The sequence below is a fragment of the Lysinibacillus sp. FSL M8-0134 genome (genome assembly GCF_038069745.1).
Classification (GTDB): domain Bacteria; phylum Bacillota; class Bacilli; order Bacillales_A; family Planococcaceae; genus Lysinibacillus; species Lysinibacillus irui.
Map to the genome: position 1 here is coordinate 1,696,992 of NZ_JBBPAJ010000001.1, position 22,000 is coordinate 1,718,991.

Here is a 22,000-nt window from a genome sequence, read left to right on the forward strand (position 1 = left end):
CCTCAACATAATTAGTTCCTCATTTTTTATCTTCCCGCATGACATAATAGATTGGTAGAGACAAGCATAATGTAATAGAAAATGGTAGTATTATTTGTAAAACAATGACCAGCTTGAAAGGAAGTTTTGATTGAATACTATTTTTTCTGTGACACAAAAACAACTATATGATTTTCTTTTAAATGTAGCGCCTATACGACCAGTATTTATTTGGGGAGCACCTGGCATTGGGAAGTCGGCAATCGTAGAAAGCTTTGCGAGTGAATTAGGAATGCCATGTGTGTCTTTATTAGGCAGTCAGCTAGCACCCGAGGATATCATCGGGGTTCCACAAATAAAGGATGGCTACAGTGTGTTCTGTCCACCAAAAATGATTGCTCGAGATGAACCCTATTGCTTATTTTTAGATGAATTAAATGCTTGCTCACAGGAGGTACAAAAAGCTTTTTATAGTCTTATACATGAAAGAAGAATTGGGGAATTTCTATTACCAGAGGGCACGATTGTGATTGGAGCAGGGAATAGAGCGCAGGATAGTGCGATCGTGAAGCCGATGTCCTCGGCATTAATTAATCGTATGGTCCATGTTCAACTTAGAGCCTCTCATAAAGATTGGCTCGAATGGGCCTATGAACATGAAATACACCCATATGTGATTGAGTATGTTCAAATGCGTCCCGATCATTTATGGAGTGAACCACCAAAAACTGAAGAACCCTTTTCCACTCCAAGGTCTTGGCATATGCTAAGTGATTGCCTGTATGCCTATGGTAACAGTCTAGATGAACAAGCTATCGATATTTTAGCGAGTAGCTGCCTATCTTCGCATATTGCAAGTCAATTTAAAGCCTTTATTAAACAAGTGCAAAGCAAATATGATTTAGCCAAAATCATCAATGGTGAATTACGCTGGCCAGATCGACCTGATGAAAGAGACTTACTCTATTTCATGGCGCAGTCCTTCCGCGCGCAACTAATCAAAGAGCTACCGAGCGAGCATACGACTTTGAAGGGAAATCAACAACAATTAGCATTCCGTGCCAAGGATTTGATCAAGGATTTAGCTTCGATTAGCTTAGAAATTGCACAAATGGTCGTGTCTGAGCAAAAGGGTGAAGCCTTACCAGCCTGGTTTATGCTTGAAGTGATTAGAGATTTACCACGTTTAGTAGCTAAGAAGGATGGATAAATTATGGCTAAAAAAAAGAAAACATCAAAGCAGGAGCATAAAAATGAGACATCAATCGCTCGAGGACATGAAATGGTCGCCACCCATCCATTATTTGAAGTGTTATGTAATGCCGTTTACATGCAATATGAAAATATGGCACAAAAAGATTGGGCTTATGTGTCGAGTACAGGGGTAATCTACGTCAATCAAGATAAAAAAGGGCAGCCAAATGAATGGGCCTATGTCATTGCCCATTGCTTATTACACCTTGGCTTACAGCATCACCAACCCAAAAAAGAGCAGCAGGATCTATGGAATATTGCTTGTGACTGTTATATCACGAAATTTTTAGCAGAACTCAAATTTGGTCAAGCACCAAAAGAAATGAATGAACAACTTGTTGAAGCCTTTACCTCTGAGGAAAAATTGTATGATCGATTTCTACGAGAGGGTGTACCTGCTCATTTTAAAGGCTATAGCACAATGCCAGGACAAATGGATTTTCTAATTTCACAAAATAAAACACAGTACATGTTTAGCGGCTATCGCAACTATGGCGAATTATTTGCAGAGGGATTAGCTAAAGCTGTGCAAAGCGCCATTCGTGTAGCGGGAGGTATAGACAACACACTCGCAGGCTCGACGAATTTGACACAAGCACAACGGGCAAAAGCTTGGTTTATGAGCTCCTATCCATTATTTGGCGCATTAGCTGCCGATTTTACGATTATCGAAGATCCACTTGTTTGTACAAGGATGGACATCTCGATAGCAGCCATCTCGGTTGAAACAAAGGAGATTTACCTAAATACGGCGATGGGGATGACAGATGAAGAAATGCGATTTTTAATAGCACACGAATTGCTTCATGCTGGATTAAGTCATACTACACGGAGACAAGGGCGTGATCCCTATCTCTGGAATGTTGCTTGCGATTATGTCATAAATGGCTGGTTAATCGACATGAAAATAGGGGAGATGCCAGCATTTGGTGGACTATATGACCCTGCATTAAAAGGGTTATCTGCAGAAGCTATTTATGATCGTATTGTTACGGATATGAGGTTGTATCGTAAATTAAGAACCTTTCGGGGGCAAGGAATGGTGGATATTATAGAAACGAAACCGCCAGACTTTTGGGAAGGAAAAGTAGGCGTTGATTTGGACGCATTTTATAGAAGAGCATTGAGTCAAGGGCTAAGCTATCATATGGCGCAAGATAGGGGGTACTTGCCACAAGGACTAATCGAGGAAATTCGAAGTCTGTCACAGCCGCCTATTGCCTGGGACGTGGAATTAGCAAAATGGTTTGATCGCATGTTTCAACCATTAGAGAAGGTCAGAACCTATGCACGCCCCAGTAGAAGGCAAGCATCAACACCTGATATTGCAAGACCAAGATGGTTTCACCAAAGTGGGGAGGAAGATGGGCGTACATTCGGAGTTATTATCGATACTTCTGGCTCTATGGATCGTGCCTTACTTGGCAAAGCACTCGGGACAATAGCAAGCTATAGTATTGCAAGAGAAGTTCCACTTGTACGTGTCATCTTTTGTGATGCCATTGCCTATGATGCAGGCTATATGGCACCAGAAGAGCTATTAACAAAAGTAAAAATACGGGGCAGAGGAGGCACAGTGTTACAACCTGGGGTCCGCTTACTGGAAGAAGCATCCGATTTCCCTAAAAATGGCCCTATCCTTATTATTACGGATGGACATTGCGACCGTTTAACGATTAAAAGAGAACATGCCTACGTGCTACCCCAAGGAGCTAAGTTACCATTTGTACCAAAAGGTGAGGTATTTAGAATGAAATAATGTTCATAAAAAGTAGAACTCTCTAGCATTAGAGGGTTTTATTATTTAATAATAAAGGAAGGGACTGCTGGCATGGAACAAATTATATAGTAAAGAATTTTAATTATTGATTAAGGGGCTTCTTACTATTTGTACGAACATGCTAATGACGATTCAATTTGTACGGGGTAGGGTCGTTACAGAACAGGAAGTGAATCAGTACTTGACTAAGGGCAGTGCACGGCTTCCATTCATTCTGAAGGTGAAGGTGTGACATTATTGTTGTCCGATCAGCTAGCCAAGAAAATCTAAAAAGATTCGTGAAATGTTTATTTACTGCTACACTATACATAGCGATTGTGTTCGTACGGGCAAGGTAAGTGCCGTACGTTTTTCTACTTTCAATGCAATTCTGTATGAGTAGTTGAACTGTCAGCTAGGAGATAGACTGGAGTATGTAGAGGAAGAGGAACCATAGCAACGAAGAAGGGATTTTTAACAATGTTGGCTTTTATTTTTTTATTACTCGCTATTATAGCAGAGGTTTTTGCAAGCTCCATGCTAAAGCGCACGGAGGGTTTCACTCGGATTTGGCCATCGATCGGTGTGGTGGTGGGCTATGGAACGGCATTTTATTGTTTAGCCTTAACATTAAAAGTCATTCCAATTGGTACGGCCTATGCGATATGGGCCGGTTTAGGGACAGCCTTAACAGCTATTGTGGGGGTTGTCCTTTATAAGGAAATATTCAATCGCAAGAAGGTGCTAGGGATTCTCTGTATTATTATGGGTGTCGTAGTACTCAATCTTGCAGGCGGTCATTAGGAGGCACCATAGAATGAAAGGCTATTTATTTTTAACACTCTCAATCATAAGTGAGGTCTTTGCCACAACGATGCTCAAGCTTTCTGATGGTTTCACTGTGCTGGTCCCATCATTAGCGGTGGCACTTGGCTATGGGATATCATTTTATAGCCTATCCTTATGCTTAAAAACAATGCCATTAAGCTTAGCCTACGCCATCTGGTCTGGAGTTGGCACAGCTTTAACCGTCATGGTCGGCATTATAATTTGGAACGATATTTTTAATCTCTACTCTGCGATTGGCATTGCTCTAATTATTGGAGGGGTTATCTTGTTAAATCAAGGGGATAAAAGGGAAGACGTGGCGGATAGCCGGCTGAAATCGAAGGATAGCCCCGCAAAAAAAGCAGGAATCTAGCGTGTAGACGGTTAGAAATGGAAAAGTGGCGGATAGCCGTCCAAAAGCGGTGGATAGGAATAGAAAAGTGGCGGATAGCCGGCTGAAATCGAAGGATAGCGCCGCAAACTAGCAGGAATCTAGCGTGTAGACGGATAGGAATGGAAAAGTGATGGATAGCCGTCCAAAAGCGGTGGATAGGAATGGAAAAGTGGCGGATAGCCGGCTGAAATCGAAGGATAGCCCCGCAAACTAGCAGGAATCTAGCGTGTAGACGGATAGCGATAGAAAAGTGATGGATAGCCGTCCAAAAGCGGTGGATAGGAATAGAAAGGTGGCGGATAGCCGACTGAAATCGAAGGATAGCGCCGCAAAAAAGCAGGAATCTAGCGTGTAGACGGATAGGAATGGAAAAGTGATGGATAGCCGTCCAAAAGCGGTGGATAGGAATGGAAAAGTGGCGGATAGCCGGCTGAAATCGAAGGATAACCCCGCAAAAAAGCAGGAATCTAGCGTGTAGACGGATAGGAATGGAAAAGTGATGGATAGCCGTCCAAAAGCGGTGGATAGGAATAGAAAAGTGGCGGATAGCCGGCTGAAATCGAAGGATAGCCCCGCAAAAAAGCAGGAATCTAGCGTGTAGACGGATAGAGATGGAAAAGTGGTGGATAGCCGTCCAAAAGCGGTGGATAGGAATAGAAAAGTGGCGGATAGCCGGCTGAAATCGAAGGATAGCCCCGCAAAAAAGCAGGAATCTAGCGTGTAGACGGATAGGAATGGAAAAGTTGCGGATAGCCGGCTGAAATCGAAGGATAGCCCCGCAAAAAAAGCAGGAATCTAGTGTGATAGATGAATAGCCATCGAAAATCGAATTATAGCTGGCCAGAATCAATGGATAGCACCACAAGAAGCAGGATACACAGATACGGAATAGGGGGATATGTGATGATTAAAGCCATTATTTTTGATTTTGACGGTACAATTATTGATACGGAAACGGCGTGGTATACTGTTTTTAGAGATGCCTATGCCCAATATGGGGTTGACTTATCGTTGGCAACATATGCAAAATGCCTTGGGACCAATCTTCAAGAGTTTAATCCTTATACATATCTTGTCACACATCATCACATTGAATTGGATGTGGAGGCATTTCAAACATCGATTCAACAAAGCCATGCGCAGCTAATGGCCAAGGAAACAGTAAGACCTGGTATTTTAACTTGGCTACAGCAAGCAAGGGAAGCGGGTTTACAAATTGGGTTAGCTAGTAGCTCTAGCCGCCAGTGGATCGATCAATATGTTGATACGCTTGGTATTCGAGATTTTTTTGATTGTTATTGTACTGCTGACACTGTGACCAATGTTAAGCCGGATCCAGAGCTTTACTTGCAGGCCCTTGAACAGTTAGGGATAAAGGCTAATGAGGCTATAGCAATTGAGGATTCACCGAATGGCGCACAAGCAGCAGTAGCAGCGGGGCTGTATACATTAGTCATTCCTAACGCAATCACTAAGCAATTACCTTTTGGTACAGGACATCAGACCCTGGAGACAATAGCACAGTATGATCTACAAGATCTTCTAGCAGTCTTCATCTCCTAATCTCATAACAACAGCCTCTCCATTTCAATGGGAGAGGTTTTTTTGTTTCTTTGTGAATTAGTCGTCATATTTTTTATTGCTACATATTATAACGAGAGGGCAATTTACATGGATATATACACTTATTCAGACTAGGGAGGGGGCTATTATTTGAATAGTGAGAAGAAAAGAAATCATTTTTTATGCGAAGCTTTAAGTGATTTGAAGGATCTTCAGGATATTATGATGAACTTTCATTCTAAATATTTCGGTCAGTTACTTGTCAAAATCGTTGGGAGTGATACGATTCCCTTTTTTTTAATTACAAACAGTGGCGCTCATTTAAGGTTAATGGATACAGTGAAACAGTTTGAAACGGAGTTTTTTCGTATTGAGGCAGTCGATAAGGAGCGTTGTCGTGGCACCGTGTCGTTGTTACGTGCCTTCGATTATGAAGGCAATGATACCAATTCCGTGGCGGATGTAGTGAGGTTAGAAAAAACAAGTACGGAAAAATCCATTGAACTTAGTGGCATTTCTGCGATTCAGCTATTAAAGCCAGACATGCTGAAAGGGAAATTTATCATTGAGCCTAAATGGTAGCGCCAGATTATACTACTAAGCTAGAGCATCTGTCTCGATGTAAGGGATAGAAAGTGAATGTAATAGAGAGAGACTCTAATGAAAGGAAGTTTAGCTATGACGATTATTGGTATGCTGCATCATCGACTTGATCCAACGACAGTCCTCAAGTCGTATGCCTATGCAGCAGTTGCAAAGGCAGAAGGGGCACAGTTTTTTTACTTCACACCTAAAAGTGTTGATTTTGCCAAACGTTCCATTCGCGCTAAAGTTTATGAGGATGGACAATGGCATGAAAAAACGATGCCCTTTCCAGATGTGATCTATAATGCAGGGAGTCCAGAGAAATTATCCGTGTCCAAAGAGATTATTGATCGTTTAAAAGAAGAAATTCCATTTACGACTCATTCAATTGGGAATAAATGGAATGTGATGAAGCGATTGAAGGAAGCAAAGGAATTTGAACAGTATTTGATTCCATCAGAAATTGTGAAGGATGTCGATGTATTTCACAAGTTTATCAATTATTATAAAAAGGTTGTGTTTAAGCCAATTGATGGGCGCAAGGGTAAAGGTATCTATTTTATTACGAAGGCAGGAACAAAGCATTTTGATGTGAGAAAGGATAGTACGAATACAACCTATTCAAAGCCTCAATTAGATGCATTACTAAAGGAGCAGCTTGCGGCTGGCACCTTTATTATGCAGCCCTATATTCAATCAATCACTAAATCGGGTCAAGTCTATGATTTCCGGCTACATGTACAAAAAAATGGTGAAGGTAAATGGGTAGTGACGACAGTATACCCAAGGATCGCGCCTAATGGCTCTATTATACCGAATATTAATAATGGTGGCTTTACCAATTACTTAGATCCTTTTTTGGAGCAGGAGTTCAAGGAAGAAGCTTATAATATTCGTCGAATGCTAGAGCATTTTTCATTAGCGTTGGCCCATCATCTGGATGAGATACAAATGGAGAAGTTTGGGGAAGTCATTGATGAAATTGGCATTGACGTAGGTTTAGATCAGCAGCAAAAAATTTGGATGTATGAGGTCAATTGGCGACCAGGCTGTCCTCCTGCTTTTTACTTGGAATTAGATGTTGTCATCCATTCTATTCGTTATGCTATGTATTTAGCGAAAAATCATAAAAAATTGCAGAAGGAGATCGTTCAACAACAAAATCAGCAGCCTGCAGAAAAGAAAAGCATACCGATTATTGCGATTACCGGAAGTGCTGGGAAAACAACGACAAAGGCATTTGTTGGGTCGATTTTATCGAAAAAATGGAATGTTTTTGAGTCGAAGGATTATTGGAATACGACAGAGCATACGAAAAAGCATAAGGAAGAAATCAATGATTCACACCAGGCAGTCGTATTAGAATATGGTATGGCCTACCCTGGTATTATTACGAACCACTGTAGCATAATCCAGCCGAATATTAGTATTGTTACAAATATCGGTTTAGCGCATGTCGGTAATTTTGATGGCGATGTAAGAGGCGTAGCGAAGGCGAAGTCGGAATTGATTCATGGCATGGATCAACAAGGTTTACTCATTGTCAATCAGGATGATGATAATTCAAGGTATTTAGAGACACAGCAATTTAAAGGGAAAATCATCACGGTGGGCATTAAAAAGGAAGCGGACTATCGTGCCTATGATTTACAGTATAAGGATATCGGCATGTCCTTTAAAATGAAGCTACATGGTCAAGAGATAGAAATGTATATTCCTATTTTAGGAGAACATCATGTTTACAATGCTCTGAATGCAGTTGCAGTGGCTGATCTTTTAGGGTTCAGTGCACTCGATATTCAGGCTGGACTCAACTTTAAAAAACCACCAAGACGCTTAACTATCTATAACTGCCGCGATGATATTACAGTTATTGATGACACAGTACACTCCCATCCACAAGGGGTTCGTGCAGCGATTGATGTGCTAACCAATATTGCTAAAAATCGGAAGGTAGCCATTATTGGGCAAATGCGTGAGCTTGGTGTTTTAAGGGAAGAAGAATATAAAAAGGTTGGGGAATATGTATATGATGTTGGCATTGATGAATTCATTACCTATGGATTTAGGACAGATGAAATGAGCAATGCCGCCATCGCCAAGGGCATGGACCCATCCAGGGTACATCATTTTATTAATAAGGACCAATTACATGCCCTCCTAGAAAAGCTCATTAAGCCTCATGATACCATTCTCGTGAAAGGTGCTAGTAAAACGAATATGTTTGAAACCGTGAAATTTTTAGATCAAACATTTAGAGAAGAATAAACCATTAATAAAAATAAAAAAACCCGAGTAACTGTCCACTGCAAGCGGCAATTATTCGGGATATTTTTTTCAAACTCTCAATATAAATTTGATTTCCTTTGCTGCGTTGATAGCATGATTTCTAGCTTCCTTCAATGTGGCTCCTTGTGCAATAACATAGGCATAGCGGTGACCCATTGATAAAGGTGGCGTTAGGAGCGTTCCTTTTCTAGGTTTCACATATACTTCTACGACGCCTGTGGATCTGGATGCTCTCGCCTTACCAATCACCTTCTCTAAAACCCCTTTACTTTCTACAATGACATATTTTGTATAGACAAATTTTTTATGCCTTGGCTGAAAATTAGGCTGTTGACCAAGCAATAGTTTCAGTGTTTCTTCTACTAAACTAAAGCCAAGAGCAGCCTGGAGCATATTGTTCATAGCGCCCCCAGATATTCGCGGATTTATTTCGATGAGTTTCCAACCGTTTTGGGTTAATCGAAGCTCTAAATGGAGCGCCCCATTTTCTAAATCAAAGGCCTTTACAATGGAGTGGAGTACTTCCTCGATTCCCGCGCGAATGTCTTGAGGCGCTTTCACCAATACACCATAGCCTGTAATGATAAAGCGTTTCCCTTGGGTAATTTCCTGCTCAATTATGCCAATCACATGTGGCTGCCGTTGATACACAACAGCCTCCACTAAGTATTGAGGGCCCTCCAAATACTCTTCAATCATGATCGATTCATAGGGGTTTTTACTACGTAATGATTTGAGGTGGTTATTAAGTTGATCAGCATCCGTTGCTAATAGTACATCTTTTGAACCTGTTGATTTTGGTGATTTCACGATTAATGGAAAAGTCCAATTGTTAGCAATAGGTTCATTGGGTTTCATGAGCGAAAACTTTGGTGAGTATGGCTGGTCTTTTAAATAATTTCTCGTTTTTTCTTTATCCTCCATGATTTCAATTGCGGAGGAGGAGGTGTAGTTATGACAAAATTCATCACATAGCATAGAGGCAACATGGACAAATGGATCCACAAAACTAACGATACTTTTAATGTCTAATCCGGTTTTCCCTAGTTTATCAATTTCCTCTTTCATTCTTTCAATATTCAAAGTATCAATGAGTATCATTTTATGAATGTCAGGGTAGGCTCGTCGCTGCTGAAGTTGTTTTTCATTATTAGTAAAAAGTACTGTGAAGTAGCCTAATTTTTCTGCTGCTCTCGTCGCTTCACGGCTAGACCCGGATTTGTTTGTACCGATAAATACAATTGCTTTCAGGTATATCACTCCTTCTATTGGTACTTAGATACTTAATCACCTTTATATATATGCAACGAAATAGATTTCTCCTAGTTATGTATCTTGACTTCATCCAAGCAACTTTTAGGAGGTTACATATACTAGAAAAGAAAGGAGGGAGAAAAGATATGAAGCCTCTTTCGGTGAAAAATTTAGCAATGATTACGACAGGCTATATAGTGCAAGGGTCAGAGGATTTACTGATTCAGCATGGTGCTTATCGATTAAAACAAGTAAAAAAACCTAATACAGCCCTTTTTACTAGTAAACGCATTGTCAATTGGAAAAATCTTGAGCCATTTTCTCCTCTAGTGCTAGTGACCGATAGAGCTTATCGGCCAAATGACATTCCAAACCAAGTTAATATGATACAGGTAGCGAATGCAAATGAGGCCTATTGGAAGTTTGTCGATTTTTATCGCAATCAGTTCCAGATCCCCATTGTAGCGATTACAGGAACTTCGGGGAAAACAACAACAAAAGAGATGATTAAACATATTCTTTCAGCAGAGCATAAAGTGACCGCTACTACATTGAGCAGTAATTCAAGAACGGCATCATTGCAATATTTACTAAGTATTGAGGAAGATACAGAGGCAGCCGTATTTGAAACGGCTGTTGGCTCACCAGGTGATGTTACAAATGCTGGGAAATACTTCAAACCGACGATCGGGATTATTACTAATATCGGAGCCCATCATTTAAATTATTGCAAAACATTAGAGGGCTATATTCAAGCAAAGGGAGAAATGCTAGACATTATTCATCCTAAAGGTACGTTAATTATTAATGCGGAGGATATCAATACAAAAAAACTAGATGTTTCTAGATTTAGTGGGCGCTTGATAAAGGTGGGAAAGCATGAATCCTGTGATTTTCGAGCGAGTCATATTCAGTATTATCAAAAGGGCATGAAATTTGTTCTTCAGCATGACAGACAAAGCTATGACATTCTTGTACCAGGATTTGGTGAACATCAGGTTTATAATGCCCTTGCTGCCATCGCTGCAGTCTATGACATGGGGGTACCTATTCCAGTTGCAGCAAAACAACTTCAGTCATTCCGCCAATTGAAAAAACAACTCCAGCTCTTTGAGGGCATCAATCATTCGATGTTATTGGATGATACTTGGAGTATTACAACCACCTCCTTAGAGGCTGCTTTAAAAGTATTAAATGAGCTAGGGGATGGCAAGAAGAAAATTGCTGTGATAGGGACGATTACGGATTTAGGTTCATGGGGCTATGTTATTCACGAGCAAGCGGGTGAATTAATCCATCGTATTGGTGTGGATGTTTTGATAACTATTGGGGAGCATGCCAAGATTATGGCGGATTATGCAGTAATGCTAGGGTTTAGCAAGCCTGTTTATTCATTTAAAAATAGCACGCTCGTTTATCCGTTATTGCAGGGGATTGTGGATGAGAATACGATTGTTCTCATAAAAGGTGATATGTATAGTAAACAGGTGTCAAAACTAGCAACGGAGCTAAAGATTAAACCTACACCACCCGCAGATTAACTTGCTTCTGACAATATAGGATATTGACTGTGCCACATAGAAAGAAGCGCTAATAAGGTATAGTAATTGATCAGAAAACAACACTCTGAATCAAGAGAAGGAACAAATCATCTATAAGATTGATAAAGAGAGGAGGCGTAGTACACTTGCAACCGATTAGTGTGCAAAAACTTAGGAATGTACTACAGGGAAAGCTCATTCATGGATCAGATCAATGGTCTGTTCAGCATGCAATCTACTATAATCGGCATGATTTAACGAAAAGTCATACGCTTCTGTTTGTAAGTCGAAGTGATCAAATTAACTGGCAAGAGATTGATCGAAAAGGTCCGTCCCTCATCATATCCGATAAGCCGTCTACTGAGTTAAAAAACGCCTTAGACAATACAACCGTTTTACAAGTCAAAAGCGTTACGCAGGCCTATTGGACTTTTATCGAATATTATCGGAGTCTGTTTGACATTCCGGTTGTTGCTTTGACAGGAACCTGTGGTAAAACAACAACAAAAGAGATGTTAAAGCATATCGCGAGTAAGCATTGGCAAGTGCAAGCATCCGTCAGCAGTAAAAATGAGCCGAGACAATCATTACCCTATTTGACGGGTATTGAAGAGAAAACACAAGCGGCTATATTTGAATTAGGCTTAGGCAACACAGGGAATATTAAACATCAGTGTATGATCTATCAGCCAACAATCGGTATTATTACGAATATTGGTGTACATCATTTAGACGGCTGTCTCAACCTTGAAGGTTATATTAAGGCCAAGGCTGAAATTGTAGAGGGAATTAAAGAAGATGGCACGTTAATCATCAATGCGGATGATGATAACATTAAAACAATTTCTTTGAAACGATTTAAAGGGAAGATTATTAAATTTGGTTTACAGGATTCGGCGGATTACAAGGCTTCGAAAATACAATTTGCCAATACAGGTATGAAATTTGTACTTGAATTTGCAGAGACAAAGTATAACGTATTTGTCCCTGGCTATGGGGAACACCAAGTTTACAATGCGTTAGCCGCAATTGCCGCCTGTCATGAAATGGGGCTGACCATTCGTCAGGCTATTTCAGGATTAAGGAATTTTAAACCAATGGCAAGACATTTAGAATTTACGACAGGACTAGGAGATAGTACGATTATCGATGATACATGGACCAATAATCCAACATCAGTAGAGGCAGCCGTAAAAGTATTAGATACAGTAGGAAAAGAGAAAAAGGTTATTCTTATTTTAGGTGATATTAAGAGATTGGGTAATTTTGAGGAAAAATATCATCGAGAAATTGGCTCGATGGTTGCTGAGAGAAAGATTGATACATTAATTACCATCGGCAAAAGGGCAGAGAAAATTGCCGACCAGGCTCAAAAAGATGGAACCAACGCAGAAGTTCATACGTTTAAAGAGGTAGCAGGCGTTTTAGAACTATTGAAACCAAAGCTTGATGCGGACACGATTGTCTTAATAAAAGGGCCGATGTCGAGTAGATCCATGATTGAATTTGCCAATACACTTAAAAACTCTTTATAGAGCAAAAGGGTGTCTCAAAATTAAATGAGACACCCAATTATCTTACTTATTTTAAAACGCGTCGAGCTGTTACAAAATTCTTTTGTGCCCATGTCGTTGTCATACTAATATATTGATTACTCCCTAAATAGATCCCCGTTTGTGTGATTTCTATTGGTAGAGAAGAATACTAAATCAACTTTTTCAAGCTGAGATTTTTGAATAAGTGTACTAACTAAAGCTTGCTATACTTCTGGGCGTAGAGTTATTTAGTAGAGATAACGCGCTTCGCAGTAATATAATGTTTAGCATAATAATCAACAAATAATACTCTTGTCATAACACCATCGGAATTAGGGATGATGATGCGGTGATCGCCTGCATAAATCCCTACAAGAGAAGGGTTTTTTGAACCTTTCACACTATTAAAGAAGACTAAATCACCCTTTTTCAAATTAGCACGCGCTACAGTTGATCCTTTGCTCATTAAACCACTTAAAGAAGTTGATCCGAGTGTAACGCCACATTTACGATAGATGAAATCGACAAAAGCTGGAGCGGTAAATCGTAGACTTGACTCATTTGTTGTCGAGCTAATCGATACTTTATTTTTATAAGTCAGCGCATTCTCAACAATTTTATCGCCTTTTGTTGCAGGGTTGGCTGATAGTAGGGTAGGTAATACTCTACGTGCAGATACATAATTTTCTTTATAATAAGGCTTACTATTTAAATCAGAGATGATGATATTTTGTTTTGGATCAGCCATGTGAATGATTTTATTGTCGCCAATATACATGCCGACATGGTCGGGATCTGTCCCTGTTTTTTTACTTTTAAAGAAGACTAAATCCCCTTTTTGTAATTGGTTTCTCGCTACATATGTCCCTTGCTGAATCATATAATTTTCATTGTACGTACCAAGATCTACACCATTTTTCTCGAAAATGTACATTAAAAATGAAGCACAAGAAAATTTATATGGGTATGTAGGCTTGTATACCGTATTGCTGTATGTTGCTTGCCCCATTAAGCTTTTACCAGTTTTAATTAATTGATCTGCTTTCGCAGCAACAGCCTGTGCGTTGTTCTGTGTATTTGTTGTAGCAGCCTCTACTTGGATAGGTTGGAATGCTGTTTGCACCATTCCGAATGAACTCAATCCAATCGTTAAGGCAAGTGTTGTAGATAAAAATCGTTTATTCATGTTATTAAATAACCTCCTTAGCATCTAGTAGGATTTCTCCTGTATAGCTTTGCCATGGAAATAATCGTAGCATGAAAATCTAGGGCTTCTACGCGGTAAATGTTACCAGAGCAACAAAGGAGAGCCCCTTAACACTTGCTATAAAAGGCTTTATCAAGGGAATTTACAGTTTTATTACAAATGTTTCAGTACGTTGTCATATGGAACATTCTCATGAAAAAAACTGCCCAAAAGTGGACAGTTTACGAGATTTTCTGAATCATTTCAACACGATTGCCAAAAGGATCTCTGAACTCAAAACGTTCATAATGAGGGATTGGCACGGACTCTATTATGTCGATCTGATGTTGTGCTAGTTTCTCCCGCCACTCGTTAATATCCTCTACCTGATAAGCAATATGCGCCTTTGTCGTCAAACGATCGAAGCCTTCCTCTGTACCTACATGCACCTCTTGATGCCCTAGCTGCAACCAAAATCCCCCACGCCCTTTGAGAGAATCAGGTTTTTCAATTTCCTCAAGACCTAAGACATGACAATAAAATTCTCTTCCCTGCCCCTCTGTCCCCTTTGGAATCGTAATTTGCACATGATGTAAACCGATAATCATAGAAATGAAGCCTCCTTTTCTACCTTAATTATAGTATATTTTCAAAATATTTGAAATGGTGGCAGGAGGCAGAGCGCAATGGCGGCTTTAGTAGTGGGAGGAAAGCTTTTATTGTGGGGGTTAGTAACTTCGAATTGAGAGATAGCACTCTGGAATTGAAGGAGAGGGCGGCGGATAGAACCCCAAAATTAAAGGATAACCCTCAAAAAGTGGTGGATAGAATGCTCAAAGTGAAGGATAGCGCTTAAAGCGGTGGATAGAACCCCGAAATTGAAGGATAGCCGACAAAAAGTGGTGGATAGAATGCTCGAATTGAAGGATAGGCTTAAAGCGGTGGATAGAATGCAAATTGAAGGATAGCCGACAAAAAGTGGTGGATAGAATGCTTAAAGTGAAGGATAGGCTTAAAGCAGTGGATAGAACCTAAGAATTGAAGGATAGCCGACTAAAAGTGGTGGATAGAATGCTCAAAGTGAGGGATAGAATGCGCGAATTGAAGGATAGGCTTAAAGCGGAGGATAGAATCTTAGAATTGAAGGATAACCATCTAAAAGTGGTGGATAAAATGCTCAAAGTAAAGGATAGCGCTTAAAGCGGCGGATAGAACCCTGAAAGTGAAGGATAGCGCTTAAAGCGGTGGATAGAACCCCAAAATTGAAGGATAGCCAACAAAAAGTGGCGGATAGAATGCTCAAAGTGAAGGATAGAACCCCAAAAGTGAAGGATAGCCAACAAAAAGCGGCGGATAGAATGCTCGAATTGAAGGATAGCACCCTAGGATTGAGTGATAGACTCCAAAAAAGTAAAGGATAGCCCACCATATCTAATCTATTATGATATTAGTACTATGGTATAATAATAAAAACGGAATAATAGGATAGAGGTACAAATTAGATTTTTTAATTTGTTTAAAAGGGAAGATCGGTGAAAATCCGACGCTGTCCCGCAACTGTAAATGGGAGCACATTTCAAAGGGCCACTGTTACGAGTCGTAATGGGAAGGTGGAAGGTGCGATGAACATAAGCCAGGAGACCTGCCTTTATCTAGTACAGCCAAAAACCTACGCGGATAGGGGGTGTTGAGTGTGACTAGAGAAATTCTCCTGCATGCTCATAGTACGATGATTGCTAAAAAGGTAGCTTCTATGTTTAATAGCAAGCTTTTTTTCAACTGGCCATCATCGTATTATGTCGTGTATTTGTCATTGTAGACATCTTTCTAATGAGGGAAAGATGTTTTTTTATGTAAAACAATAAAGGAGCGGTTCACATGAATCCACAAGTGATTGAATACTATGAAAGTCTATTTAAATTAGAAATTATGCAAGAGCCTTACGCGGCTAGACCATTGAAGGAGCTTGTTGAACAGTATGTTGGGCATGATGCCGCACATGAGCAGTCGATTTTAGCGGCATATGCGAATGTTATGAAAGAATTAATTGGATAAAATTCATGTTGGCTACTTCGTAAATGGAAGTAGCCATTATTAATGAGCGCATCCATTGACAATAGTAAATTGTAGGCGTAAGATTTTTTTGAACAATCGTTTTGAACACTTGTTCAAAAAAAGAGGTGAGAGAAGTCGATAAGAAAGAAGTAGCACAAAAAGAGAAAAATAAAGAGGTAAAAGAACAAATTTTGCAGGCAGCGAAATCCTTGTTTTCATCAAGAGGCTATGATGGAACGACAGTGAGACAAATTTGTGATGAGGCAAATGTGTCGCTCGCGCTTGTTTCCTATCATTTTGGTGGGAAAGAAAATGTCTTCAATGCATTATTTGAACCGCTACGCGACACCTTTATGAATGCCCATTATGATGTTAGCGATTCACTAGGTGCGCTCAGAAGCTTTTGTCGTAATTTTGTCCTTTATCGTATTCATGAGCATGAATTAATTGATATTTTACAGCAAGAGATTGTCATGAATAGTCCAAGACTAGAGATGCTAAAGGATGTTTTTTTACCTTCCTGGGAGCAGCTTCGAACAATTTTACAAGCGTGTCAAGAGCAACAGACCATACACTATGAGTCCATTGATGTCGCGTTGAACTTTATTATGGGGACGTTAATGTATTCCTTGAATAACCCATTTTTAAATCGTTCTTCCTTACAATCAACACCCGAGCAAATTGCAGAGCTTGCAGTTCATTTCGTGTTCAATGGTCTTCACACAAAACAATAAAAAAGAAGGTAATCACAATGAAAGCAGCAAAATTTTACGGTATTAAAGATATTCGAGTAGAGGAGGCACAACTGCCAGCACTAGAGCCTGGGATGGTGAAAGTGAAAGTTGCATTTGCCGGAATTTGTGGTAGTGATTTACATGAATATGTAGGCGGGGCCTATGCATTCCGTACACAACCAGTATTAGGGCATGAATTTGCCGGAGTTGTTGTAGAAGTAGCAGAAGGAGTTACACAAACAAAAGTAGGGGATCGCGTAGCAGTGGAGCCGCCAATACCATGTGGCAAATGTGATAACTGTAGACGTGGCTATTCAAACTTATGTAAACGTGGACAATCTTATGGTTATACCATTTCAGGTGGATTCGCTGAATATGCGGTTGTGCAAGAAGAAAATATTTACCAGCTCCCTGATGGTATGAGTTTAGAGCTAGGTGCTCTGGTTGAACCGACAGCGGTAGCCGTGCATGCTGTTCGACAAAGTCAATTAAAGCTTGGCGATACTGCCGCTATTTTTGGCGCAGGTCCCATTGGCTTATTAGTCTTGCAGGCTGTGAAAGCGGCTGGAGCAAGTGAAATCTTTGTAGTGGAGGTTTCCGATGAACGTCGCCAAAAAGCGCTTGATTTGGGTGCAACCTATGTTATCAATCCAATCGACACAGATGCCGTAGCCTATATTCGCGAAAAAACAAATGGTGGAGTAGATGTTGCCTATGATGCAGCAGGTGTTCAAGCAACGTTTACAAGTGGCGTAAGTGCTGTTCGCCCTGGCGGCGAATTTAAAATTGTCAGTGTCTGGGAAAGACCCGTTGAATTTAATCCAAATGCGGTAGTTTCACCAGAGGTAACAATTAGCGGTTCATTTGCCTATGTTAACATTTTCCCTGAAGTCATTCGATTACTAGCACGAGGCGTTATTGATGGACAAGCCGTGATTACAAGTGAAATTGCTTTAGAGGATATTGTGGAAAAAGGCTTTGAGGCTTTAACAAAAGATCGTAGTCAGTGTAAAATTTTGGTGAATATGAGTTTGTAAATCTTGACCTAATCATAGTCAAACTTGAGTCAAAACAGGTTTGGCTATGATTATTTTTGTTCTTAAATATCATAATACCAATGGGAATACATTTGTTTGTCATAAAACTGCCTTTAGGACTTCATTCATATTTCACTTTTACTTTATATAATAAATTTGCTATATATAAAAAGAACGGAGATTAAATATGAAAAATTTGCTTTATTCAAGGTTTTGGCGGCTACATTTTTTCGCAGCACTTTTTATAACGCCATTATTGTTATCTCTTACTTTAAGTGGGATTGGCTATTTATTTTTTACAGATGTAGAAAACAAATTATATGATGATTACTTCTTTGGAGAAAGCCATAAAGAAGAGGTCTTAACGATTGATGAAGCCGTAGAAAAAGCGGAAGCGGCATTTGCGGGGTACTCCACAACTAAAGTCATTATGCTGGAAGAACCATATAATACCCGTTTAACATTATCCAATGGGAAAGAAGAAAAATATGTATTTTTAGATGATCACAATCAAATGGTAGGTAGTCAGGATGCTAACTATACATTCTCTAATATTATGAGAAATACGCATAGCTCCCTATTTATTGGCGGTACATTTGTCAATTATTTAGTAGAACTAGCAGCATGCTGGACTATCTTTTTATTACTGTCAGGTCTTTATATGACATTTAAAGGGAATGCTCTGAAAAAGCACAAGTCGGAAAATAAACGCCAAAAAAGTAAGAGATACCATGCGCTTGTTGGGACCATTATTACGATTCCAATGGTAATGTTCATTTCTACAGGGCTATTATGGTCTGCTTTTCAAGGGTCAATCCTTTCCAATATTGCTTCAGAGAGTCCAACGTTTGGTTACCCAATATTACAGCAAAAGCCACCAACATCGGATGTCTCGGAAATACCATGGGCGACTCGCCAATTAGAAGCACCATCGTCTGAAGGCGAACATGCACAGCATCATGGAGGCGGCGCTGTCCGTTATACAAACGACAACCAAATCTCGATTGCTAACCTTGAAAAAGAAATCGATGCAATGAATATCACTAAGCCTTATTCAATTATTTACCCTTCAAATAGTGAAGGCGTATATACAGTGGCAAAGGCTAGTAACTCTGGAGTAACGGGTCTAGATGTCAAACCTACAGAAGAAGCGACAATGTATTTTGATCAATATAGTGGCAAGTTTATCGATCAAGTCAACTATGAGGATTACGGTATGTTAGCCAAGTTCTTTTCATGGGGCATTCCTTTACATGAAGGCCACTTATTTGGCTGGCCTAATAAGCTGCTAAACTTAGTGATTTGTCTCGCCTTTTTAGCTGTCATTGTCTGGGGAATTCGCATGTGGATTTTACGTAGGAAAAAAGGCGAGCTGTCGGCACCACCTCAAATTTCTCATAAAATTTCATTGCCTTTTGTGATCTTCCTTATTATTTTAGGTGTATTAATGCCATTGTTTGGCGCTTCCTTGATCGCTGTAGTGTTGATTGAACTTATCATTATTGGCTGGCAAACAAAAAAGAAATTAAGAGCAGAAGAAACAAAATAAATGACTGGATACGGCACAGCATTAAGGTGCCGTATCTTTTTTTGTGTTGTTTACTTCAATAGCATACGCGCAATACTGTAATTGTTTATAGATTTTTCAGCCGAATTTTATAAAGTTTTAAGATTTGTATGGTACATTGCTAGTAGCTTCAGCTTATTGGGGGAATGTAGATGTCAATTAAAACGAGGTTTTTACTATCTTATATTGGTGTTATTTTTATTGCCATCGCTCTATTACTAGCAGCAGTTTTTCTTTTTTCCTTTGCTATTACAGGTGATGTTAAAGCGATTGAGCATTTTTATAAAAAATCCTATGTCCAAAAACCTTTGACAACGGTAGAGGAAAATGCTTTTTTGGATTTAAAATTACTAGCTAAAACTGATCCCAAGCAGCTTTTAGATGTCAAGCAGCTAGAAAAAATAAATGCCCCTGCGATTGAGATTGTTGTACGAAAAGATCACCAAATTGTCTATTCTACGCAGAAAAACCATAAGCAATTGTTGCTGAAAAGTTTACCTGGTTTTGAGGCAACGAATATAAATTCTCGTGACACCATCATGATTAATCAAGCATTTTATACGTATGTAAAATTCGATTTTTATTTTCCGGATGAAACAGAGGGAAGTATTTTCGTTTTACGAGAGGTTAGTTCCCGTGCAGAAGTAACACGAGAGCTATTACCTATTCTTTTAGGTATTTTATTTGTCTTATTTATGATGATTATTGGCATATTAAATTATTTAGTTTCGAGAAGTATTATTAATCCAATTTCTGCTTTAAAGGAAGGGGCAGAACGCATAAAATCGGGTGATTTGGATTTTGAAATTACGTCCCGTTCGAATGATGAAATAGGACAGCTTAATCGATCGTTTGAGGAAATGAGGATTAAGCTGAAAGAATCGATCCAGCTGCAGCTTCAATATGAGGAAAATCGAAAAGAATTACTATCAAATATCTCACATGATTTAAAAACGCCAATGACCTCGATTATTGGCTATGTAGAGGGCATCAAAGATGGTGTGGCGAATACAGAGGAGAAGATGGATAAATATTTAACAACTATCTATACGAAAGCAAAGGATATGGATGTATTAATTGATGAGCTGTTCTTATTTTCAAAGTTGGACTTAAAAAAGATTCCATTCCAAATGGAAAACGTCAATTTACAGCAATATATGCATGATTATGTAGAGGATGCGAGCTTTGATTTTATTGATCGAGACATTCACTTACAATATATATCAGCGGACTCACCACTTTTTGTTATGGCTGATCGTGATAAATTAAGAAGGGTCCTGTCAAACTTATTAAGCAATAGTGAAAAATATATGGATAAACCATATAAGCAAATTATTATTTCCTTACATGAGCGAGTAGATGACGCGATTATTCAAGTAACAGATAATGGTACGGGTATTGATCCTGTCGCATTACCTCACATATTTGATCGCTTTTACCGTGCAGAGCTCTCACGTAATTCGCAAACAGGTGGGAGTGGCTTAGGCTTAGCCATTGCGAAACAAATTGTGCTTGAAATGGGCGGCGACATTTGGGCGAACAGTGAGCTAACAAAGGGGACGAGCATTTTCATTTCATTGAAAAAGGCGGAGGAGAAGGTGAAAGAACATGAAAAAAATACTGCTAATTGAAGATGAAGTGAGCATAGCAGAGCTCCAACGAGATTATTTAGAAATTAATGGGTTTGCAGTGGATATTCAGCATCAAGGAGATGATGGACTGAAACAGGCACTTGAAGGTGATTATGATTTAATCATTTTGGATATTATGCTGCCTGGGATGAATGGCTTCGAAATTTGTAAACAGATTCGTGCAGTGAACAATATTCCAATACTGTTTGTGTCGGCTAAAAAAGAAGATATTGATAAAATTCGAGGTCTTGGACTAGGAGCAGATGATTATATTACAAAGCCCTTTAGTCCAAGTGAGCTAGTGGCAAGGGTCAAGGCTCATTTATCGAGATATGAGCGTCTTGCAACAAATCAGCAAACCAACCATTTGATGTCCATCCATGGCATTACTATTGATACATCAGCCAGAAAGGTTTTTGTGAATGGAGATGAAATTGCCTTTACGACAAAGGAATTTGATTTGTTGGTATTTTTTGTGAAACACCCCAATCAGGTATTAAGTAAAGAACAATTATATGAGCGTAACTGGGGTTATGAATCAGCTGCGGATGTTTCGACTGTTACTGTCCATATTCGAAAGCTACGTGAAAAAATTGAACGTGATCCCGCACAGCCCAAATTTTTAGAAACCGTTTGGGGAGCAGGCTATCGCTTCAATGTATAAGAAAAGATATCTCGTCTTGTTGGCGAGGTATTTTTTTGTACAAGATTTTAGACTTTTTTAAGAAATGGTTAATAGGCACTTTAGCATTACCACGTACACTAAAGAAAGTACGTCATCAATTTAGAAAGGGGTGTATGACAGGTGA

The 22,000-nt window shown here is 39.5% G+C and carries 19 protein-coding genes and 1 riboswitch; of the genes, 16 read left to right on the plus strand and 3 right to left on the minus strand.

Annotated elements, in window-relative coordinates:
• Positions 1-130 precede the first annotated feature (130 nt).
• The 7 genes from MKY49_RS08350 (at position 131) to MKY49_RS08380 (ending at position 8,630) form a co-directional block, all read left to right on the plus strand.
• Complete coding sequence (locus MKY49_RS08350; protein WP_322606237.1) at positions 131-1,189, plus strand: MoxR family ATPase; 1,059 nt, start codon at positions 131-133, stop codon at positions 1,187-1,189.
• Between the two features lie 3 nt (positions 1,190-1,192).
• Positions 1,193-2,992, plus strand: coding sequence for a DUF2201 family putative metallopeptidase (locus tag MKY49_RS08355; protein ID WP_341385947.1), 1,800 nt, complete (start codon positions 1,193-1,195; stop codon positions 2,990-2,992).
• Between the two features lie 480 nt (positions 2,993-3,472).
• Positions 3,473-3,796 (plus strand): DMT family transporter, encoded by a 324-nt coding sequence (locus MKY49_RS08360; protein ID WP_322606235.1) that lies wholly within the window; start codon positions 3,473-3,475, stop codon positions 3,794-3,796.
• 13 nt (positions 3,797-3,809) lie between these two features.
• Positions 3,810-4,193, plus strand: a complete 384-nt coding sequence (locus MKY49_RS08365; RefSeq protein ID WP_341385949.1) for a DMT family transporter — start codon at positions 3,810-3,812, stop codon at positions 4,191-4,193.
• Positions 4,194-5,117: 924 nt separating this feature from the next.
• Entirely contained in the window at positions 5,118-5,777 is a 660-nt protein-coding gene (locus tag MKY49_RS08370) for an HAD family hydrolase (protein ID WP_322606233.1), read from the plus strand.
• 150 nt (positions 5,778-5,927) lie between these two features.
• Positions 5,928-6,359, plus strand: coding sequence for a hypothetical protein (locus MKY49_RS08375; protein ID WP_274796668.1), 432 nt, complete (start codon positions 5,928-5,930; stop codon positions 6,357-6,359).
• A gap of 78 nt (positions 6,360-6,437) precedes the next feature.
• A complete protein-coding gene (locus MKY49_RS08380) occupies positions 6,438-8,630 on the plus strand; it encodes a YheC/YheD family protein (RefSeq protein ID WP_274796669.1) in 2,193 nt (730 codons plus the stop codon).
• A gap of 69 nt (positions 8,631-8,699) precedes the next feature.
• Here the strand turns inward: MKY49_RS08380 and MKY49_RS08385 are convergent, their stop codons facing one another.
• Entirely contained in the window at positions 8,700-9,911 is a 1,212-nt protein-coding gene (locus tag MKY49_RS08385) for an ATP-grasp domain-containing protein (RefSeq protein WP_274796670.1), read from the minus strand.
• A 140-nt stretch (positions 9,912-10,051) separates the two neighbouring features.
• Between MKY49_RS08385 and MKY49_RS08390 the strand changes: the two genes are divergently transcribed.
• Positions 10,052-11,446, plus strand: a complete 1,395-nt coding sequence (locus MKY49_RS08390; RefSeq protein ID WP_341385950.1) for a UDP-N-acetylmuramoyl-tripeptide--D-alanyl-D-alanine ligase — start codon at positions 10,052-10,054, stop codon at positions 11,444-11,446.
• Between the two features lie 146 nt (positions 11,447-11,592).
• Complete coding sequence (locus MKY49_RS08395) at positions 11,593-12,981, plus strand: UDP-N-acetylmuramoyl-tripeptide--D-alanyl-D-alanine ligase (protein WP_341385951.1); 1,389 nt, start codon at positions 11,593-11,595, stop codon at positions 12,979-12,981.
• Positions 12,982-13,225: 244 nt separating this feature from the next.
• Here the strand turns inward: MKY49_RS08395 and MKY49_RS08400 are convergent, their stop codons facing one another.
• Entirely contained in the window at positions 13,226-14,167 is a 942-nt protein-coding gene (locus MKY49_RS08400) for a C40 family peptidase (protein WP_341385952.1), read from the minus strand.
• A 242-nt stretch (positions 14,168-14,409) separates the two neighbouring features.
• Positions 14,410-14,775, minus strand: coding sequence for a VOC family protein (locus tag MKY49_RS08405; RefSeq protein ID WP_274796674.1), 366 nt, complete (start codon positions 14,773-14,775; stop codon positions 14,410-14,412).
• Between the two features lie 864 nt (positions 14,776-15,639).
• Positions 15,640-15,831: riboswitch (cobalamin riboswitch) on the plus strand.
• A 29-nt stretch (positions 15,832-15,860) separates the two neighbouring features.
• On the opposite strand from MKY49_RS08405, the gene MKY49_RS08410 reads away from it, so the two are divergent.
• The 7 genes from MKY49_RS08410 (at position 15,861) to MKY49_RS08440 (ending at position 21,855) form a co-directional block, all read left to right on the plus strand.
• A complete protein-coding gene (locus tag MKY49_RS08410; protein ID WP_274796675.1) occupies positions 15,861-15,986 on the plus strand; it encodes a hypothetical protein in 126 nt (41 codons plus the stop codon).
• 59 nt (positions 15,987-16,045) lie between these two features.
• Positions 16,046-16,222, plus strand: coding sequence for a hypothetical protein (locus MKY49_RS08415; RefSeq protein ID WP_274796676.1), 177 nt, complete (start codon positions 16,046-16,048; stop codon positions 16,220-16,222).
• A gap of 101 nt (positions 16,223-16,323) precedes the next feature.
• The gene (locus MKY49_RS08420; RefSeq protein WP_274796677.1) at positions 16,324-16,956 is read left to right on the plus strand and encodes a TetR/AcrR family transcriptional regulator; all 633 of its coding nucleotides are present in this window, start codon (positions 16,324-16,326) and stop codon (positions 16,954-16,956) included.
• A gap of 17 nt (positions 16,957-16,973) precedes the next feature.
• Positions 16,974-17,993 (plus strand): 2,3-butanediol dehydrogenase, encoded by a 1,020-nt coding sequence (locus MKY49_RS08425; protein WP_322606227.1) that lies wholly within the window; start codon positions 16,974-16,976, stop codon positions 17,991-17,993.
• 187 nt (positions 17,994-18,180) lie between these two features.
• The gene (locus MKY49_RS08430; RefSeq protein ID WP_341385953.1) at positions 18,181-19,542 is read left to right on the plus strand and encodes a PepSY-associated TM helix domain-containing protein; all 1,362 of its coding nucleotides are present in this window, start codon (positions 18,181-18,183) and stop codon (positions 19,540-19,542) included.
• A gap of 170 nt (positions 19,543-19,712) precedes the next feature.
• On the plus strand, positions 19,713-21,191 hold the full coding sequence (locus tag MKY49_RS08435) for a sensor histidine kinase (RefSeq protein WP_274796680.1): 1,479 nt from the start codon (positions 19,713-19,715) through the stop codon (positions 21,189-21,191).
• Entirely contained in the window at positions 21,169-21,855 is a 687-nt protein-coding gene (locus MKY49_RS08440; RefSeq protein WP_322606225.1) for a response regulator transcription factor, read from the plus strand. The genes MKY49_RS08435 and MKY49_RS08440 overlap by 23 nt, the downstream gene beginning before the upstream one ends.
• The last annotated feature ends 145 nt before the right edge of the window (positions 21,856-22,000 follow it).